Below are 17,218 nucleotides of genomic sequence, written 5' to 3'. Positions count from 1 at the left end.
ATGCACCCCGTTAAACACGAAACCTTTGCCACCGAGAGCAAGGTGAATATCGACCCGAAAGGTTTTCACCGCCACGTCGATATTTATCGCACCACCGATTTCGGCTTATACATGGCCCGAGGTGCGGATCACCCACAATTCGGTTATCTCGAATCATGGCTGCTTCCAAAGCTGTCGTTGCGAATCAGCATTTTTCACTACCGTCCAGGCTTCGAAAGACCGCAAGATTTCTACATTGACATTGTCGAAATCAAAGACGCTGTCGAAAACAAACTTCCTACTGCTGAAAACACAGCAGGTGAACCATTGCCTGAGGAAGAATCGGCAACAACATCTACGGTGGCGAAAGTAGAACCGGCTTGGCACACTCGTGACCTCTACGTAGATATCGTCTCCCTCACCGGCCATCCAGTTGAGGTTCTCGATATCGATGAACTTGCGGAAGCCACCTCACAAGGTTTAATTAGCGCCGACGACGCCGAACACGCAATTGAAGCAACTTTACGGGCTGTCGAAGGCATCACGCGGCATAACGACGATATTCTAGCTTGGTTAAGGTCTCTGGACATGCCCATCTCCTGGGCCCACCCCGAATCGTTTACCCTGAGCCCTCCAATAGAGAGCTAGGCTAAAGCCAATGTGGGGCCACAAAATCGATGGAAACTATTTAGGCACCCAGTAACAACGAGACTGCCATAATCGCCATTCCGGCAATCAAGCCATATATCGCGGCATGATGGCGGCCCGTAACCTCGGCCGTCGGCAGGAGTTTGTCCAAACTGATAAATACCATGACGCCGGCTACAGAAGAGAACACGAAACCAAGTGCCACTGGTCCCATCACGGGCATAAGCAAAGCAAACCCGACAAACGCCCCCAGCGGTTCCGCCAACCCCGACAAGGTTGCTGCTGCCCACGCTTCCACCGGGATCCTAGCGCTTCACGCAGCGGGATGGCTACCGCAATGCCTTCAGGAATATTATGGATCGCTATCGCCAACGCTACCCCCACCGCGATTTCTGGTTCTTCTAAACCCGCAATGAACGTCGCCAACCCTTCTGGGAAATTGTGAATTGCGATTGCCACGGCAGTAAAAACCCCGGTCTTCAGAAACCTACTACGTGCGTCTTTCTGAATCTGCAAAGGTTCATGGGGGTTGACGTCTTCTGGGACTAACCTGTCGACCACCAAGATCAGCGCTATGCCTGCGAAAAAGCCAGCAACCGCCCAACCACCGATACTCTCCATGGCCTTTGGCAAAATTTCCACAAACGAGACATACAACATAACGCCAGCAGATAAGCCCAAAGCTATCGCCATAAAAGCCGGACCTGGGCGTTTTTTCGCAACCGCAATCGCGCCCCCGATACCGGTAGAAAGCCCGGCTCCAAGGGTAAGTGCGAACGCAAATAAGATCGTGGAAGTTTCGTACATTCTTTTTATTAGACTTTATTCGACTGGTTAATTTAAGAAGCTCACTAAGCTGGTCAATTTCTGGTGTGCGGATGCAAGGTTTCTACCTACAATGCTTAACCAGAAGTTAATTGCAATACGCGGTATAAACCATGGTAGCCACACAAAACTATAAACACGATAAGCAGGGTGATCGAAGTGCAGTTTTTTCCGCTGCCTGCTAGCGCTGTCCACGTCAGTGACCCAATTCCAGCTGAGAAGGCGTTCAGCGCAGCCATTTTGAGCCTGCCAAGCATTCACGTGGCTCCACCCAGCGGGCGGCACTCTCGCGATGATGAGGACCATGCGAAACAGTTCGAGATTCCAGTAACTATGACGTTCCAGGGTAAATGGCGAATCAACGCGTCGAAGGGGATTATCGGCGTACTTCCCGACGTCGAGGCATTACGCCCATTGCGGACTCTCAAGATTGCAGCAACGGCACGCATTTCTCTCGATTCCGGGTATATAGACCTAGAAATTCTAGCTCCAATTGCACCGTGGATTGTCGCGGTAAATAACCCTGCAGGTCCGGTAACTGTGGGTTCACGATACTATCCCGTGCACTCTAGTTATGACATGCGTACTTACGGCACGTCACACATGTACGCAGTGGTTTCGGGTACCAGTGTGTTCATCGATGGCAATAAACTTGGCTCAATCCCTGTCACAGAGCCGATCGCTACCCCGCTCAACGTTCGGGCATATTGTTCGGAAGGACACGTGGTCGTCGCGCTTCCCCACGGTGACGGGCGTGTAGTAGAGATTCCTAGTCTTGCGCAACCACTGGACATCTACCCTGCAGCCACAATCTTGCAACCACTGCCGCACGGCCAACGCAGCATTCAACAACCTGCCAACCCAATTGGACCACAATCCTCGCCTTAAAGTTCATAAACCTTAAACTTAACGCGCGGGCTTTCCTTTAGGCTCTCACCACGTAAAATTAAGGGAATGAAGTCTTTAGCAGGCGGATGGTCCTCAAGTGCAGCCAAATATTTTTTATGGCATTCTAGCGAAGCAATAGCGGCTTGTTCATCATCGCAATCCACCCGATAAGCGTGGTCTGCAGCCACGTCATTCACTATCCAGAATTGCCGAGCGGACCAGGCCGGTTCTGGTAGCTCACGAAAGACCCACGGATTAGCGGCATCGCGGGCAGCATCGAGTGCTGCCAGTCCAGCTACCCGGTGATCAGCTTGGTTCAATCCCCAGGACAACTCCAAGCTCATGGGCAAAGTCACGACGGCATCAGGCTGAAATTGGCGAATTTTGCGTGCAATCGCCTTTCTTAATTCCAGACTATAAACGAGCTGACCGTCCAGGAAATCTAATATTTCCAGTGACTCCACGCCAATCGCATTACAGGCCTCGCGTTGTTCAGCAGCACGCAGCGGACCGCACTCTTCCGGCGTCATCGTCGCGATGCCGGCCTCGCCAGAGGTTAACAGCAAATAGGCGATCTCAATGTCTGAGTGCTTAATCCAAGCATGTGCGGCCGCAGAGAGACCATATTCGGGATCATCTGGGTGTGCCACAACAACCAGGATTTTCTTAATACCCGAAATATCTAATGGCGTTAATTCAGGTTCTGGTTGTTCCTGGGATTTGGATACTGCTGGTTGTGTCTCATTCATATTTACGTGATTTCCCTAGGGCTTCACAGGCATTTCGCGCTTTTTCACCCAGGCGACCACGCGATAAGTTACCGGCAATAAAACTGCTTCCATCGCCGTCTTCCAGACAAACCCTACGATTACGTAATTCACCAAATCCGAGAATGTACTGATACCGATCGCGGTCGCTGCAATCAGGCAGAACACCAAGGTGTCACCGAATTCGCCAACGACGGTCGACCCCATCAACCGCTGCCATAATGGAGCGTTGGCATTGCGGTTTTTCATCGTGGTCAGCACCCAGGCGTTGAGCAGCTGGCCAACAGCATAACCAGCCAGCGAAGCCGCCACAATCTGCGGAACCAACCCAAGAACTGTAGAGAATGCCTCTTGATTTTCGTAAAAATCAGCAGCTGGCAACCAAATGGCGACATAAAACGCTAGTACCGCCACTAATGCCGAGGCAAAACCTGTCCAAATGGCTACCCGAGTAGCTTTGAACCCATAGCATTCCGCCAAAACGTCGCCAATAATATAGGCGATTGGGAACAAGAAAAATGCGCCATCCGTAACTAGCGGACCTATCGTCACACCTTTACTGGCGGTTATATTCGAGATGACAAAAACAACGACGAACGCAGCCAGAAAAATTGGATATAGCCCGGCACGAATCGGGATGTAGCGAGCGTGGGCATCACCGGTGGTCTGCTGGGAAGCATCTTGCGGGGTGTTCTTTGTCATCTCGAAGTTCTTTCGGGTTGTTCCAGACGGCTGTGTTAAGCGCCGGTCTTCCAATCACATACGTCGCCATCTTGCATAACGTAGTCCTTGCCTTCCAGGCGCACTTTGCCAGCGTTACGCGCTGCAACCATGGAGCCTGCCTCGTCGAGATCAGAGAAAGACACGATTTCACCTTTGATAAAGGTTTTTTCAAAGTCCGAGTGGATCACGCCCGCTGCCTGTGGGGCTGTAGCTCCCTGCTTGATAGTCCACGCACGGGCTTCTTTCGGTCCCGCGGTCAGATAGGTCTGGAGCCCGAGTGTCTCAAAACCAGCACGCGCGAGGGTGTTCAGCCCAGGCTCATTTTGCCCGACAGATTCCAACAATTCGGCTGCTTCGTCTTCTTCTAATTCGAGCAATTCAGTTTCGGTCTTTGCGTCCAAGAAGACGCAGTCGGCTGGCGCTACTAATTCTGCCAATTCGGCCCGCTTCGCCTCATCTGTCAGTACCTCTTCATCAGAATTAAAGACATACAGAAACGGTTTAGTGGTCATCAAATGCAGATCACGCAAGGGAGCCAATCCAATCTCACCGTTTTTCGCAGCTGCGTACAGTGTGCGGTCGTCTTCCAATACTGAACGAGCTGTCTTCGCAGCTTCAACGACCTCGGTCAGGTCTTTATTCTTTTTGGCTTCTTTTTCCAGTCGCGGGAGGGCTTTTTCCAAAGTCTGCAAATCCGCAAGAATAAGCTCAGTATTAATGATGGAGATATCACTAGTTGGGTTGACCTTACCGTCAACATGGATCACGTTGTCATCGGCAAAGGCACGAACCACCTGGCAGATCGCATCGGCTTCACGAATATTCGACAAGAACGCATTTCCCATGCCTTCACCTTCCGAAGCGCCTTTCACGATGCCGGCGATATCTACGAAGGAAACGATGGCTGGCAAAATCCGCTCAGAGGAGAAAATCTCCGCGAGCCGACGCAATCGTGGATCCGGAAGCTCCACCTGGCCGACGTTGGGCTCGATGGTGGCGAACGGATAATTCGCTGCCAGAATATCGCTACGGGTCAGGGCATTAAACAGAGTGGACTTGCCAACATTGGGCAATCCGACGATTCCTAAAGTAAGACTCACACGGCTCATCCTAACGTATTAGCTTTAGGTACTTCGAAGCCATCGCAGGATTGGAGTTAACTTGCCCAGGCAACGATCCCACAGCGCCCTGCGAGTGAATCTGCATCTGCGTTCTTCGCCTAGCAGCTAGGAATAAGGCATGATATTAGGCGTGAGTACGAAGCCAGACCGAGCACAAGATCGCCAGGAGCAAGAACCTGCTCCACAGGATATCGAGTGGTCAGATATCACGCCGCACCCACCCGGCGATCAAGTCGATCGTTCTGTGGTGCTCGGCCACGGCATTAAACAGGCCGCCACCTGGGCATTACGCCTAATTATCCTTGGTGCATTCATTTACTTTTTGGGCAGGATCGTCGGTCGCTTCTGGGCTGGCGTATTGCCGATTGCATTTGCATTAATCATCTGCACCATGCTGGCTCCGATCTCGCGCCAGCTAAGAAATGCAGGCTTTCCGAGTTCACTCGCGGCGCTAATAACCTTGGGCGGTTTCGTCAGCTTAGTAGGCGGAACTATATTCTTCATCGCCCCCGACTTCGTTCGTCAATCCCAAGGCCTTTACTTACAGACGGTGGAAGGCATTCAACGAGTGCAAGTCTGGTTACAAGGCCCACCTCTCCACCTCAATAGCGATGATCTCTCAAATTTCATTGAAGAGGTATTTACCTGGCTGCAAGAACAGGCCGACACCATCGTCGGCGGTGTTTTTGCTGGCATCGAAACAGCAACCTCAATGGTCATCACTCTATTTGTGGTTTTAGTTCTGACCTTTTTCTTCCTCAAAGATGGACATAAGTTCCTACCTTGGCTGCGCCGCGCTACGGGTCGTCGTACTGGTTGGCACTTGACCGAACTCTTCACCCGAGCGTGGCTCACCCTGGGCGGATTTATCCGCGCACAAGCCTTAGTGTCTTTAATTGACGCCATCTTTATTGGTCTCGGGCTCGTTATCATCGGAGTTCCGCTGGCACTAGCACTGGCGATTATCACCTTTATGGCCGGCTTCATTCCCTTTGCCGGGGCGATTACCGCCGGAGCTTTATCGACGCTAATTGCGTTGGTGAGCCTTGGATTTACTGAAGCAATTATGGTGCTCATCGTGGTCGTCGCAGTCCAACAACTTGAGAGCAATATCCTCTCACCGTGGTTCCAGGCGCGCGCAATGAACTTACACCCAGTGGTCGTGTTGATTTCCGTAATTACTGGTACTGCACTGTTCAACCTAATCGGCGCATTCTTGGCAGTACCTGTCGCAGCAATGATCGCCGTCGGTTATCGTTACGTCCAAGACCTCCTCACCTTGAATTCTGGTGAGCGCCGCGCACGCGATATCACTTCGGTGACGATCGCTGGTGAGCTGGCCGCTAAATTCACCGAAGATAACGGACGCAACTTACGTCGTTCCTGGCGGCAAGACGGAAGCACACACGCCCATGCCCACGAGGATGCCGCGAAATACACCAAGGAAGCCACCATTCATCTCGACGATGATCTCGAAGATCAACTCGAAAAACGCATCAATTTAGACGCCCGGCCAAGCATCAACAAGTCCGACCGCCAACATCACCGCTTGGCCACCGACCGCGTGGAACGCTGGTGGGCAAAAATGTCCAAATCAAATAAACATAAGCATCAACCTGATGCCTGATCGCTTTTCCCCTACTCTCCGCAGGCCATACCATGACCATTTCTACAGTTGCCATCGTTTCCGTATTTATTGCACTCGTGTTGGGCATCGCTCTCGGATGGTTCGCACACGGTAGCTTGCGCCCACACGGCACAATAAACGCCACTCGATCCCTTGACCGCCCGAAGTTTGCAGGAGACTCGGGGCTACTCAATGAAGAGTCAGTAAATCAACATCCCCCAGCTTCCCGGCCTGAACCTGGGCTCACGCCCGCGCTAGAATCTCTCGCAGTCGTGGAAAGATCGCTGGAAAGCATCAATGGGCAATTGCGCACCATGGAATCCGAGCGCAGCCATACCGCGGCATCGCTGACCAGCCAAATTCAGGCACTATCACGCACATCTACGCGTTTAAACGAACGCACAGATCAGCTTGTAAACGCCCTGCGCAGCCCAAATGTCCGAGGCCGCTGGGGTGAGATGCAGCTCGAACGCGTCGTTGAGCTCGGGGGAATGGTTGAACACTGTGATTTCAGTGTGCAAACAAGCGCCAAGCTGGGAGAAAGACTCGTTCGCCCCGATATGGTTGTTCATTTAGCTGGGGGTCGGCAGCTCATCGTCGATGCCAAAGTACCGTTCACGTCATATCTGGATGCTCTTGATACCGATGATCCGGAAGAACACGCCGGTTATTTGCGTCGACATGCTCACCTACTGCGCAACCACGTCGCAAATCTTTCAGCAAAACCCTATATTGATGCATTCCAACCCAGTCCAGAATTCGTGGTCATGTTCGTACCTGCGGACCCATTCCTTGATTCGGCACTCAATACCGACCCGGAATTACTCGAGTATGCATTTTCCAGAAACATTGTAATTGCAACACCGACTACACTATTTGGACTCCTACGTACGGTAGCTTTGGGCTGGCGACAAGAAGATTTTTCCGAAAAAGCCAAAGAAATTCATGAGCTGGGCCGTCAGCTATACTCGCGGTTAAATACGGTCAGCGAACATTACAATCGTGTCGGAAGGAGTCTGGACAAGGCTGTTGAAGCCTACAATTCCACGCTCTCTTCACTAGATTCCCGAGTGCAGGTTACTGCTCGACGATTAGCAGAAATGGGAGTGAGTTCACGAGAACCCACCAAGCCGTATCACGCAGCACACCGTGCACGGCACAGCTCCACAGACTCTTCGCCTACGTATGTAGATGTCGCAGACTATCACGAATCTGACTTCCGCTAAGATGACCTACTGTGTCTACACAGTCTCGAAGGTCCCCCGCGCCAGGTTTTTCCGGCCTGTCGTTGTCGCTTGCACTTGTACTAGTGCTGGCCGCCAGCGTGACAGGACTACTACTTAGCATCTTGTTTAATGGCCTTGGCTGGCCTTTCTTGTTGTGTTTTTTGCTTGCCGCGGTTTTCGTCACGCTCTTCGTAGAAGCAGAGTCGTTATTTCTGACCGTAGCGCCGCTTCCGCTAATTTTTGGTTTTTTCGCGTTCTCCACCTCCTGGGGCAACAACATCGCTTCAGCGCCAGACGGGGCCAAGGCTGCATCACGCACGATGGTATGGACCTCGATTTACGCCGTGGTCGAATATTTTCCCGCGCTAGCTTTGATCACCGTCATCTCCATCGGTATCGCTGTGGCTCGATTATTGCTACTAAACAGTCAAGCAAAGATACACGAGCGAAACAGAAGGCAGCAGCGCAGCCGTAATCAAGAATCTAATCGACGCAATATTCGCTCTAGTTCGCGCGCCCGCGAACGCACCAACCGTGTAACCGTAGAAGAATTGATGGCACGTAACCGTGCTGACAACGCTACTTCTTCCCCGGTGCGTTCATCACGGCTCCCCCGATCAACACGCCCAAGCAGTCAACTGGAAGCCAATGCCCGAAGGGCGCAGGCTAGCGCACATGCGTCGAAGTCCGCTAATGAACCAACGGCATCCACAGAACGCATCCGCCCAGCAGCTCCCACTCGTACGTCAGCGCGACGGGCAGGCGAAAGATCTTCGGCCTTCTCCCGGAGCAATAACCGGGATAATTAATGAACCAACCACAATCTTAGTTTTGGACCTGCTTTTTCCGGTTACGGGCTGGACGGAGATCGCGCGGCAGTGAGAACTGGATCGTCTCGGTTGTCGTCGTCACTTCTTTCACATCAGAGAATCCACGCTCATCGAGCCATTGTATGACGTCACGAACCAGTAATTCTGGAACCGAAGCACCACAGGTCACACCAACGGTTTCCACACCGTCCAACCATTCTTCCTTGATCTCATCAGCAAAATCGACCAAGTACGACGCTTTAGAACCAGCATCAAGGGCAACCTCTACCAATCGTTTGGAATTCGAAGAGTTCGTCGATCCCACCACGATTACTAATTCACACTGCGGGGCGATCGCACGAACCGATTCTTGGCGGTTTTGCGTCGCATAGCAGATGTCATCACTCGGTGGATTTTCTAGGTGCGGGAATCGTTCTCGCAATTTATTGACGATTTCCATGGTCTCCGTTACCGAGAGCGTGGTCTGTGAAAGCCAAACAATCTTTTCATCAACCAACGATTCCGGAAGCTTGTCAACCCCCTCCACACCGTCGACAAGATAGGTCACCTCTGGCGCATGCCCAGCGGTGCCTTCGACTTCTTCGTGGCCTTCGTGGCCGACCAGCAAAATATGATAGCCGTCGCGGGCGAAGCGTTCAGCCTCACGGTGTACTTTTGTCACCAGCGGGCAGGTGGCGTCAAGCGTAATCTGTTTTCGCTCACCAGCTTCAGCCCGCACCGCCGGCGAGATACCATGTGCAGAAAACACCAGGTGGGCGCCTTCTGGAGCCTCCGATGCTTCATTTACGAAGATAACGCCCCGCTTTTCAAAGGTCTTCACCACGTACTTGTTATGCACAATCTCTTTGCGCACGTAGATCGGTGCTCCGTATTTTTCTAAGGCTTTTTCCACCGTTTCAACGGCGCGGTCCACACCAGCGCAGTAGCCGCGGGGTGCCGCGAGAAGAACATTGGGTTGTCGCTCAGCCTGTTCAGTCATGCCCTCCAGGGTATCCAATACGTCAACACCCAGTACAATGGGCAGCTGTTACCGGGTACAACCGCTACGCGCATCGTTGGACGAAGGGATCGTTGTTGAGTAAACCACCCGCTACATTAGAGAATCCATGGTCAGTCAGCACTGCCAATACCGAGATCAAGGGCTGGATTGAACGGCTCGGTTATTTGTGGGTCGAAGGCCAACTCACGCAGGTCAACATGAAACCGTCGTGGAAGCTGTCCTATCTCACTTTGCGCGACGTCAACCAGGAAATGTCGGTTTCTCTCACGACCTCCACGCAATTACTGCAAAATTTGCCTACTCCGATTAAAGATGGCGATCGCATCGTGGTGTACGGCAAGCCAGCGTTTTACGCAGGCCGCGGGTCGTTTTCGTTATGGGTGACTGATATTCGGCATGTGGGGGTCGGTGAACTACTCGCTCGCATCGAAAATCTGCGTCGGCAGCTTGCCGCTGAAGGTCTGTTCGACGCCTCGAAAAAACTTCCGCTCCCTTATCTTCCCCGTACAGTAGGTCTGATTACCGGGCGCGGATCAGCTGCTGAACGTGACGTTCTTTCAGTAGCACGTGACCGCTGGCCTGCCGTGGACTTCCGTGTTATTAATACCGCAGTGCAGGGTGCCCAAGCGGTCAGTCAAGTAATAGACGCACTCCAGCAGCTAGACGCCGACGACGAGGTTGATGTCATCATCATCGCACGTGGCGGCGGCAGCGTGGAAGACTTGTTACCGTTTTCCGAAGAAGCTCTGCAACGTGCAGTAGCAGCGGCACGCACACCCGTCGTTTCAGCAATCGGCCATGAACCAGATTCACCGGTTCTGGACAATGTCGCAGACCTACGTGCAGCGACTCCGACGGATGCGGCAAAGAGAGTCATCCCTGACGTCGCCGAGGAACGCGCGCTTCTCGACGAAGCACGCGCCCGAATGGCGCAGGCTATCGGACAGTGGGTAGCACGCGAACGACAAAATCTGGATGCTTTATGCTCCCGCCCGGTGCTGGCGGACCCGCGTACCCCGATCAAAGCCCGGCACGACGAACTCGAAAATGCATTAGCTGCTATTCGTCGGGAAATCCGTCATGTCGTTGGCCAGGAAAGCTCGCGGGTTGCAGCTCTACGCGGACAGGTTTCTGCGCTCGGGCCAGCATCCACATTAGAACGTGGTTATTCAATCGTGCAGGTACTGCCTCGTGATGGCGATTCAGAGGTTGTAACCACGATTGCACAAGCACCTCCTGGTTCTCAATTACGCATTCGCGTCGCCGACGGCTCGATCACTGCGGCGGGTATGGGAACCCAGCATGCGGATTAGGCAACGAGCAGTCCCCTCCTCATGTCATTAACTTGTTGCTGAGTCCCTGTACCTTGCGTTAACTCTGTAATTATTTATTTCGAAAGGCTGCACAATGAACGATTCTTTTGGTACCGGAAATCCTTCCCCAGAGCGCCCAGTTGATGAACTCAGCTATGAACAAGCCCGTGACGAGCTGATTGAGACCGTCAAAATTTTGGAATTAGGTCAGATGGGGCTTGACGAATCGCTAAAGTACTGGGAACGTGGCGAGGCCTTAGCTAAGCGTTGCGAACAGCATTTAGATCGGGCAAACCGCCGTGTTGACGAGGCAATGAGTGCTAGGAATAGCGCAGGAGATGAATCTGGCGCACAGAATCGGGATTCTGGCACCGATCACGGCGAATAAGGATAAAACACGTTATTGAGCACGCCGAACGATACCCGGATTGATTTCCTCTATTTATCCGAACAGGACATGGTTGACGCACAAGTCACAGATTCTGCCCAATGCGTCAAGACTATGGAGGAAACTCTTATGCTGCTTGTCGACGAAGACGCCGGAATTACCGGAATAGCCGACCACCCCAAAAGAAACTTCTGCGAGGAGCAGACATCGCCGTCACTACTGTGACCGAGTTACTCGATTTTTTCGAAGCACATTCCGTCGAGTATTTGGATATGCGTTTTACAGATCTGCGCGACACCGAGCATGCGTTGACCATTCCGGCAAATACTTTTACTGAGGCTTCAGCGGTAGCGGGGTTTGCCTTTGCCGGTTCGTCGATTTATGGTTTCACTACCACCAATGGACCCGACATGATTCTGCGCCCAGATATTTCCACCGCGTATATTGATCCATTTCGTGCGCACAAGACGGTCAATATGAAGTTTTTCGTGCACAAGTCGGCCTCCGACGGCACACCCTATTCCCGGGATCCACGCAGCATTGCCCGTCGCGCTGAAGAATACTTGCAAGACACTGGCATTGTCGACACCTGTTATATCGGGTGCGAGGCGGAATTTTTCGTGTTCGATTCCGTGCGCTATTCCACTTCAGTTAATACTGCATTCCACCGCGTCGATTCTGATGAGGGCTGGTGGCGTTCTGGCGAAAAGACCATGATCAACGGGAGTCTGAACCGCGGAAACCAAATCCAAATTAACGACGGCCGCTTCCCCGTCGCCCCATATAACAAGACCATTCCGGTTCGTGATGAAATCGCACATCACTTGACGGGGTGCGGGTTTGCAGTAGAGCGGTTCCATCACGAGATCGCTACAGGCGGTGCACAAAAGGTCGAGTGCAGGTTCAATACATTGTTGGCTGCTGGCGATGATTTGCAGACCTTCAAATACATCGTGAAGAACGCAGCCGAGTCTATGGGGCGGACTGCAACGTTCATGCCTAAGCCATTAGAAGGTGTTTGGCGTATTCGGAATCAAATAGTTCTACAGCCATTAGAATCTCGGCTGTAGGAAATAACCTGGATGTCAAGCGCTTAGAATTCCGTGCGCCAGGTCCTTCAGGGAATCCGTATCTAGGTTTTGCTGCGCAGCTACTAGCAGGCTTGGATGGTATTCAGAACCAGATTGATCCAGGCAACCCTGTTGATTTCGATTCGTCTGACTCGTCTAGCTTGTCTGACGTCAGCTTCTCCAAAGCAAAAGCAGTTGCGCAAGTGCCGTATTCACTGGAACGGTCCTTAGAAGCTTTGGACAATGACCGAGAATTCCTAACGCGCACAGGCGTGTTCAGCGACTCTTTGCTTGACGCTCATATCCGGTTGAAATACGACAAAGAAATTATGCCGCTGCGTGAAGGGCCTACCCCAAAAGAATTTGAGCTCTATTACAACGTGTAGTGCGCTACCTATGCAGGCTGGTAGGCGTCGGCCTGCAGGGTGTTTGCAATGATCGTGGTGAACTCGTCGTCAGAAGCAACCCCGTCAAATAGCAACGTGGTGCCGTTTTTCTCCACTCCCCACAGCCTGCTTACGGAAGCGTCGTCAGAAGATTTCACGGTCACCTCGCGGCCGACAATCTGACGCGCTTCTTGGTTCGGACGATATTTGCTGTCAAATTTCTGCAACGCTTGCGCAAGTGGCACGCCTGTTTGCGCAATTTGGATGAAACCGCGCTCTGCTGTCACCCATCCAACGACACTGGAGGTTTCGCCGTCGATCAGTTTGCGGCGCGCTGAGTTCGGAACCCAATCCTGTGGGGCCTCCGGGAAGTAGATGTCGTACGCACTAGCACGGGCTTCATTATCGATAAACGCCTGCGGGTCTACTTCGCGCACCGGCTCGAATTCTGGCTCCCCTGGGCTATAAGACCAGAGCCCTGTAGGAGCTACTACCACAATCATGGCAATAACAATGACGGCGACAGAGATAAACATGTCTCGGCCACCTTGAAAAATTGCGGGTTTTTTAGATTCGCCAGCCACGTCCAACAGTATGGCACGTTTAGCTATTAGAGGTGGTAATTCCAGGCGCGAATTCACAACGAATTCACAACGCCCAGCGATGTGTTCAATCAACCATGTGATCGGCTGACTCACACATTTCATCGGCTTTATTAGCGGCTTATTGGGTGTGCCCCACAACGGTTGACTATTTTAGTGGAACAATGGGGGGCACGTTTATGCCCAAGCTAGAACCCAGGAGGATTTATGTCCGCTCCCACCTCGTATATCCCTGATCGCAACCTCGCCATGGAATTAGTCCGCGTTACCGAAGCCGCAGCTTTGGCCTCGGGGCGCTGGGTAGGTCGCGGACAGAAGAATGAGGGCGACGGTGCTGCAGTCGATGCCATGCGCAGCCTGATTAACTCGGTGCATATGGACGGCGTCGTTGTGATTGGCGAGGGCGAAAAAGATGAGGCTCCAATGCTCTACAATGGCGAAAACGTTGGCACCGGCGAAGGCCCAAAGGTAGATATCGCAGTAGACCCGGTTGATGGCACGCGATTGATGGCAGAAGGTCGCCCAAATGCCATTTCCGTCATTGCAGCTGCAGAGCGTGGAACAATGTTCGATCCATCCGCGGTCTTCTACATGAACAAGATCGCAGTTGGCCCAGAAGCACGTGGTGCGATCGACATCAATGCTTCGGTAGCTGACAACGTAGCCGCCGTCGCTAAGGCCAAAGGCATCAAGGTTGCGGAAATGAACGTCGTAGTCTTGGATCGCCCGCGCCACGAGAAATTGATTAAAGAAATTCGTGAAGCTGGTGCCAAAGTACGTCTCATTATGGATGGCGATGTTGCTGGCGCAATTGCCGCTGCACAATCGCATGATTCCAACAGTGTTGACATGATGATGGGCATCGGCGGCACCCCAGAAGGCATCATTACCGCCTGCGCGATGAAATGTATGGGCGGTGAAATCCAGGGCAAGTTGTGGCCACAAAGCGAGGAAGAAGCAGAAAAGGCGCGCGCTGCCGGGCACGACTTGGACAAGGTTCTAACTACTGACGACTTGGTTTCGTCGGACAACTGCTACTTCGCCGCCACCGGCGTGACTGATGGCGATATGGTCCGTGGGGTTTCTTATCGTCCTGCCGGCGCTGTCACACGTAGCTTGGTGATGCGTTCGAAATCCGGCACAACCCGTTATGTCGAATCAATTCACCAGCTCGCTAAGCTGCAGGAATACTCCGTGATTGATTACAGCAGCAAATAAGCAACAATTTATACCGGAAATAATTGCGCAACGCTGGAATACTGGTATGCAGCACAGGCCATTACCCGGCCAAGTGCACAGCTTCCCGGCTACACAAATTACGCAATTAAGTATTGACTTGAAGGTGAGAAAATGACTGAGCAAGAATACCGCATCGAACACGACACGATGGGCGAAGTCAAGGTACCAAAGGACGCTTTGTGGCGTGCACAAACCCAGCGCGCAGTGCAGAACTTCCCTATTTCTGGCCGTGGTTTGGAATCTGCACAGATTCGCGCAATGGGTCTGCTAAAGGCCGCATGTGCACAGGTTAATAAAGACAACGGTGCTCTGGACGGTGCCAAGGCTGACGCCATCATTGCCGCTGCCAAGGAAATTGCTGAAGGCAAATACGACGACGAATTCCCAATCGACGTCTTCCAGACTGGTTCCGGCACCTCATCGAACATGAACACCAACGAGGTTATCGCATCTCTGGCAAAGCAGGCCGGCACCGAGGTTCACCCGAACGACGATGTCAACATGGGCCAGTCTTCCAACGACACCTTCCCAACGGCTACCCACGTCGCAGCTACTGAGGCCGCGGTGAAGGACCTCATCCCTGGTTTGCAACAATTGCACGATTCGCTGCTAAACAAAGCTAAAGAATGGAAGGATGTCGTCAAGTCGGGCCGAACCCACCTGATGGACGCTGTTCCTGTGACTTTGGGCCAGGAATTTGGTGGTTACGCTCGCCAGATCGAGCTTGGTATCGAGCGTGTTAAGGCCACCTTGCCGCGTCTGGGTGAGCTCCCAATTGGCGGTACCGCAACCGGAACCGGACTGAACACCTCCGCTGATTTCGGTGCCCAGGTCACCGAAGAACTGAAGAAGCTAACCGGACTCGAAGAACTGCGCGAGGCAGTAGATCACTTCGAAGCCCAAGCGAACCGCGACGCACTGGTGGAATTCTCAGGTGCGATGAAGGTCATCGCTGGTTCGCTGTACAAAATCACTAACGACATCCGCCTGATGGGTTCCGGTCCACTGACCGGCCTAGGCGAGATCCGGCTGGCTGACCTGCAGCCTGGTTCTTCGATCATGCCGGGCAAGGTCAACCCGGTTCTGTGTGAGACCGCCACCCAGGTCTCCGCACAGGTGATCGGTAACGATGCTGCTGTTTCCTTCGGTGGCACCCAGGGTCAGTTCGAGTTGAACGTCTTCATCCCTATGATGGCACGCAATGTTCTAGAATCGGCTCGTCTGCTGGCTAATACGTCCCGTGTCTGCGCTGAGCGCCTAATCGATGACATCGAGCCAAACCGCGAGATGATGAAGACTTCCGCGCAATCATCCCCATCGATCGTGACTCCGCTAAACTCGGCTATCGGCTACGAAAACGCTGCGAAGGTAGCAAAGCATGCACTGGCCAAGGAAATCACCATCCGTGAGGCCGTCATTGACCTGGGCTTCGTTGGCGATGATCTATCCGAAGAAGAGTTGGATAAGCGCCTCGACGTACTCGCCATGGCCAATACCGACCGCGATCGCTTCTAAGGCTTGCAGTTCTGCCTGCAGCTAGCCTGGCCGCAGGCAGCTGTACACACAGCTCTTACTGCACGTTAAATTAACGCTCTAGGCTCAATGCCTGGAGCGTTAACCATTTCTATGCACACCCAGAAATTCGCCGGCCCCTAATGCAGAATTTTTCTTTAGGCTATCCGCCTATTTTTGCTGTGCACGTAATTCCTTAAGCGAGCTCACGACGGTTATTATTAGTCAATGACTTTGCCAGCTTGCCCAGAGTGCACCAGTGAATACACCTATGAGCTACCTCCAATGATCGTTTGCCCCGAGTGTGCATACGAGTGGAATCCAAGCAACGATTCCACAGATGGCGCTGTAGATGCCTCCAACAACATCATTAAAGACAGCGTGGGCAATGAGCTCGCCGACGGCGACTCGGTCACGATCACACAAACGGTAAAGGTAAAAGGCGCCCAACAACCACTGAAGACAGGCACCAAGGTGCGTAATATTCGCTTGAATTACGACGCCGGCACCGGCCCGGAAGACCACAATATTGATTGCAAGATCGATGGATTTGGCGCAATGACGCTGAAGCCCGCCGTCGTGAAAAAGTCTTAATTACTTTCTCTTCTCCACTTTGCCAACCCCGAAAGGGATTTCTGAGGCTTTTCCGCCAGAAACCTGACAACGCCGCTGAGAAAATCAGGGGCGTATTTTTCTATTCGGGGCTACACATTGTTCTTTCAGCACCCCCTGTGCCCCAACCGATGTCGGCATAACGCACCGGAAATACCCCCAGATTAGGGGTAGAACAAACAGGCCCTAGCTTTACGGCCATGAACACGCATTTCACCCCACCCAAAACCAGGGTTCGAACATGTTCCCGTTTTAAATTTTCCCAGTTCTCTTCCAGGCAATATTTAGCTACAACCCCACACGTCTCAGATTTCACAGCCCTCTAATATTAAAGTGAGGCAAATCCACCCCGACTACGCTTGCAAAACCCCGCCGCCAGCCATTTAATTCACAGCATTTTCTCTCGAAAAACTATCAAGAAAATATCTAACACTCAGGCCATACTAGGCTTATCGAACTCAG

16 protein-coding genes and 2 pseudogenes are annotated in these 17,218 nt (G+C 52.6%); 12 read left to right on the top strand and 6 right to left on the bottom strand.

Annotated features, from left to right (window positions below; translation table 11 throughout):
- The gene (locus O146_RS0103850; RefSeq protein ID WP_027017711.1) at window positions 1-627 is read left to right on the top strand and encodes a ribonuclease FAU-1 family protein; all 627 of its coding nucleotides are present in this window, start codon (window positions 1-3) and stop codon (window positions 625-627) included.
- Window positions 628-667: 40 nt separating this feature from the next.
- Here the strand turns inward: O146_RS0103850 and zupT are convergent.
- Window positions 668-1,434 (bottom strand): annotated as a pseudogene (gene zupT / locus O146_RS11025) (zinc transporter ZupT).
- Between the two features lie 177 nt (window positions 1,435-1,611).
- On the opposite strand from zupT, the gene O146_RS0103840 reads away from it, so the two are divergent.
- Window positions 1,612-2,340 carry a hypothetical protein gene (locus tag O146_RS0103840; RefSeq protein WP_152514627.1) on the top strand — a complete coding sequence of 243 codons (729 nt, stop codon included), beginning with the start codon at window positions 1,612-1,614 and terminating at the stop codon, window positions 2,338-2,340.
- Here the strand turns inward: O146_RS0103840 and O146_RS11020 are convergent.
- The 3 genes from O146_RS11020 to ychF are packed head-to-tail and all read right to left on the bottom strand — an operon-like array spanning window position 2,337 to window position 4,930.
- Window positions 2,337-3,089: a PIG-L deacetylase family protein gene (locus tag O146_RS11020; RefSeq protein ID WP_021353028.1), complete on the bottom strand. Its 753-nt coding sequence runs from the start codon at window positions 3,087-3,089 to the stop codon at window positions 2,337-2,339. The two genes, O146_RS0103840 and O146_RS11020, sit on opposite strands and share 4 nt — an antisense overlap.
- 15 nt (window positions 3,090-3,104) lie before the next feature.
- Window positions 3,105-3,809 (bottom strand): queuosine precursor transporter, encoded by a 705-nt coding sequence (locus tag O146_RS0103830; RefSeq protein ID WP_027017710.1) that lies wholly within the window; start codon window positions 3,807-3,809, stop codon window positions 3,105-3,107.
- Between the two features lie 35 nt (window positions 3,810-3,844).
- Window positions 3,845-4,930, bottom strand: coding sequence for a redox-regulated ATPase YchF (ychF, locus tag O146_RS0103825; protein WP_027017709.1), 1,086 nt, complete (start codon window positions 4,928-4,930; stop codon window positions 3,845-3,847).
- Window positions 4,931-5,081: 151 nt separating this feature from the next.
- Here ychF and O146_RS0103820 point away from each other — a divergent pair, with 151 nt between their 5' ends.
- Genes O146_RS0103820 through O146_RS11010 form a run of 3 tightly spaced genes read left to right on the top strand, consistent with a single transcriptional unit; the run spans window position 5,082 to window position 8,613 of the window.
- On the top strand, window positions 5,082-6,578 hold the full coding sequence (locus O146_RS0103820; RefSeq protein ID WP_027017708.1) for an AI-2E family transporter: 1,497 nt from the start codon (window positions 5,082-5,084) through the stop codon (window positions 6,576-6,578).
- Window positions 6,579-6,610: 32 nt separating this feature from the next.
- On the top strand, window positions 6,611-7,804 hold the full coding sequence (locus O146_RS11015; RefSeq protein WP_081820561.1) for a DNA recombination protein RmuC: 1,194 nt from the start codon (window positions 6,611-6,613) through the stop codon (window positions 7,802-7,804).
- A gap of 11 nt (window positions 7,805-7,815) precedes the next feature.
- On the top strand, window positions 7,816-8,613 hold the full coding sequence (locus tag O146_RS11010; RefSeq protein WP_024272776.1) for a DUF6542 domain-containing protein: 798 nt from the start codon (window positions 7,816-7,818) through the stop codon (window positions 8,611-8,613).
- A 16-nt stretch (window positions 8,614-8,629) separates the two neighbouring features.
- Here O146_RS11010 and O146_RS0103805 read toward each other — a convergent pair whose 3' ends face one another.
- Window positions 8,630-9,613, bottom strand: a complete 984-nt coding sequence (locus O146_RS0103805; protein ID WP_023019693.1) for a 4-hydroxy-3-methylbut-2-enyl diphosphate reductase — start codon at window positions 9,611-9,613, stop codon at window positions 8,630-8,632.
- A gap of 95 nt (window positions 9,614-9,708) precedes the next feature.
- On the opposite strand from O146_RS0103805, the gene xseA reads away from it, so the two are divergent.
- The 4 genes and pseudogenes from xseA (at window position 9,709) to O146_RS11005 (ending at window position 12,791) form a co-directional block, all read left to right on the top strand.
- Window positions 9,709-10,947, top strand: coding sequence for an exodeoxyribonuclease VII large subunit (gene xseA, locus O146_RS0103800; protein ID WP_027017707.1), 1,239 nt, complete (start codon window positions 9,709-9,711; stop codon window positions 10,945-10,947).
- 94 nt (window positions 10,948-11,041) lie between these two features.
- Window positions 11,042-11,335, top strand: coding sequence for an exodeoxyribonuclease VII small subunit (locus tag O146_RS0103795; protein ID WP_027017706.1), 294 nt, complete (start codon window positions 11,042-11,044; stop codon window positions 11,333-11,335).
- Between the two features lie 15 nt (window positions 11,336-11,350).
- Window positions 11,351-11,560, top strand: a complete 210-nt coding sequence (locus O146_RS12980; protein ID WP_081820560.1) for a hypothetical protein — start codon at window positions 11,351-11,353, stop codon at window positions 11,558-11,560.
- Window positions 11,542-12,791 (top strand): annotated as a pseudogene (locus O146_RS11005) (glutamine synthetase beta-grasp domain-containing protein). Before O146_RS12980 ends, O146_RS11005 begins: the two are co-directional and overlap by 19 nt.
- Window positions 12,792-12,799: 8 nt before the next feature.
- On the opposite strand, the gene O146_RS11000 reads toward O146_RS11005, so the two are convergent.
- On the bottom strand, window positions 12,800-13,375 hold the full coding sequence (locus O146_RS11000; RefSeq protein ID WP_024272774.1) for a DUF4245 domain-containing protein: 576 nt from the start codon (window positions 13,373-13,375) through the stop codon (window positions 12,800-12,802).
- Window positions 13,376-13,600: 225 nt separating this feature from the next.
- Here O146_RS11000 and glpX point away from each other — a divergent pair, with 225 nt between their 5' ends.
- From glpX to O146_RS0103770, 3 genes are all read left to right on the top strand, one after another.
- Window positions 13,601-14,611 carry a class II fructose-bisphosphatase gene (gene glpX / locus O146_RS0103780; protein WP_021353015.1) on the top strand — a complete coding sequence of 337 codons (1,011 nt, stop codon included), beginning with the start codon at window positions 13,601-13,603 and terminating at the stop codon, window positions 14,609-14,611.
- 132 nt (window positions 14,612-14,743) lie between these two features.
- Window positions 14,744-16,147, top strand: coding sequence for a class II fumarate hydratase (locus O146_RS0103775; protein WP_027017705.1), 1,404 nt, complete (start codon window positions 14,744-14,746; stop codon window positions 16,145-16,147).
- A 225-nt stretch (window positions 16,148-16,372) separates the two neighbouring features.
- On the top strand, window positions 16,373-16,738 hold the full coding sequence (locus tag O146_RS0103770) for a zinc ribbon domain-containing protein YjdM (protein WP_027017704.1): 366 nt from the start codon (window positions 16,373-16,375) through the stop codon (window positions 16,736-16,738).
- Window positions 16,739-17,218 lie beyond the last annotated feature (480 nt).

The organism is Corynebacterium pseudodiphtheriticum DSM 44287, assembly GCF_000688415.1.
GTDB lineage: Bacteria > Actinomycetota > Actinomycetes > Mycobacteriales > Mycobacteriaceae > Corynebacterium > Corynebacterium pseudodiphtheriticum.
Note: the sequence above shows the minus strand (reverse complement) of the source record. Positions and strands in the feature narration are given on the sequence as shown.

Coding starts and splice junctions, on each gene's coding strand:
- O146_RS0103850 (WP_027017711.1), top strand. CDS start 1: ATGCACCCCGTTAAACACGAAACCTTTGCCACCGAGAGCAAGGTGAAT.
- O146_RS11020 (WP_021353028.1), bottom strand. CDS start 3,089: ATGAATGAGACACAACCAGCAGTATCCAAATCCCAGGAACAACCAGAA.
- O146_RS0103830 (WP_027017710.1), bottom strand. CDS start 3,809: ATGACAAAGAACACCCCGCAAGATGCTTCCCAGCAGACCACCGGTGAT.
- O146_RS11015 (WP_081820561.1), top strand. CDS start 6,611: ATGACCATTTCTACAGTTGCCATCGTTTCCGTATTTATTGCACTCGTG.
- O146_RS0103805 (WP_023019693.1), bottom strand. CDS start 9,613: ATGACTGAACAGGCTGAGCGACAACCCAATGTTCTTCTCGCGGCACCC.
- O146_RS0103795 (WP_027017706.1), top strand. CDS start 11,042: ATGAACGATTCTTTTGGTACCGGAAATCCTTCCCCAGAGCGCCCAGTT.
- glpX (WP_021353015.1), top strand. CDS start 13,601: ATGTCCGCTCCCACCTCGTATATCCCTGATCGCAACCTCGCCATGGAA.
- O146_RS0103775 (WP_027017705.1), top strand. CDS start 14,744: ATGACTGAGCAAGAATACCGCATCGAACACGACACGATGGGCGAAGTC.
- O146_RS0103770 (WP_027017704.1), top strand. CDS start 16,373: ATGACTTTGCCAGCTTGCCCAGAGTGCACCAGTGAATACACCTATGAG.